Origin of the sequence: Lentzea aerocolonigenes (assembly GCF_000955955.1) — a bacterium.
In the GTDB taxonomy this organism is placed as follows: domain Bacteria; phylum Actinomycetota; class Actinomycetes; order Mycobacteriales; family Pseudonocardiaceae; genus Lentzea; species Lentzea aerocolonigenes_A.
Genome location: NZ_JYJG01000596.1, coordinates 1 through 1,263, shown reverse-complemented (window position 1 = coordinate 1,263; position 1,263 = coordinate 1). Strand labels below are relative to the sequence as shown.

1 protein-coding gene is annotated in these 1,263 nt (G+C 69.0%); it reads left to right on the top strand.

The annotated features are described in order from the left end of the window. A partial coding sequence (locus UK23_RS47750) for an acyltransferase domain-containing protein (RefSeq protein ID WP_045318509.1) occupies window positions 1–1,263 on the top strand: 1,263 nt, incomplete at both ends.

The window sequence follows — 1,263 nt, the reverse complement described above, 5'->3', positions numbered from 1 at the left end:
ACGGCCTGACCGCGCCGAACGGCCCGTCGCAGCAGCGGGTGATCAGGCAGGCGCTGGCGAACGCCGGGCTTCAGCCGTCCGAAGTGGACGCCGTCGAAGCGCACGGCACTGGCACCACTCTGGGCGACCCGATCGAGGCTCAGGCCGTGCTCGCGACGTATGGGCAGAACAGGGAGACGCCGCTGCTGCTCGGCTCCATCAAGTCGAATCTCGGCCACCCGCAGTCGGCCGGTGGTGTCGCGGGCGTGATCAAGATGGTCATGGCTTTGCGTCATGGCGTGCTGCCGCAGACTCTGCACGTCGACGCGCCTTCGTCCACTGTGGAATGGAAGACCGGCGACGTCGAGCTCCTCACGTCTCGCCGCGACTGGACGGGCAACGGTCATCCGCGCCGGGCCGGTGTGTCGTCGTTCGGTGTCTCGGGCACGAACGCGCACGTGATCATCGAGGAGGCGCCGGAGTTCGCTCCCGCTGTCCCGGTGGCGACGACCAGCGCTTCGGTGCTGCCGCTGGTGGTGTCGGGCCGGTCCGAGGAGGCGCTGGCTGATCAGCTTGCGCGCCTTGGTGCTGTTGACGCTTCGCCGCTCGACCTCGCCTACTCGCTCGCGGTGTCGCGCAGCGCGTTCGAGCACCGGGTGGTGCTCGTCGACGGCGTGGAGATCGCCAAGGGAGAGACGGCCGAGCGCGACCTGGCGCTGTTGTTCACCGGGCAGGGATCGCAGCGGCTCGGCATGGGACGTGAGCTGTACGAGCGGTTCCCGGTGTTCGCGGACGCCTTCGACGCCGTGCTCGCGCACCTCGACCCGGCGTTGCGCACGATCATGTGGGGCGAGGACGCGGCGTTGCTGGACCAGACCGGCAACGCGCAGCCCGCGATCTTCGCGCTGGAAGTTGCGCTGTTCCGGCTGGCGGAGTCGTTCGGGATCAAGGCCGACCGGCTCGCCGGCCACTCGATCGGCGAGATCGCGGCCGCCCACGTCGCGGGCGTGTTCAGCCTGGAGGACGCCTGCACGTTGATCTCCGCGCGGGCCTCGCTGATGCAGGCGCTGCCGGCCGGTGGCGCGATGATCGCGATCGAGGCGAGCGAGGACGAGATCACGCCGCTGCTCACTCCGGGCGTGTCGATCGCGGCGGTGAACGGGCCGGACGCGGTGGTCATCGCCGGTGTTGAACAAGAGACTCGTGGGATTGTTGAACAACTCGACGGGTCTACGACGCGCAAGTTCAAGCAGCTCAAGGTGTCGCACGCGTTCCACTCGCCGT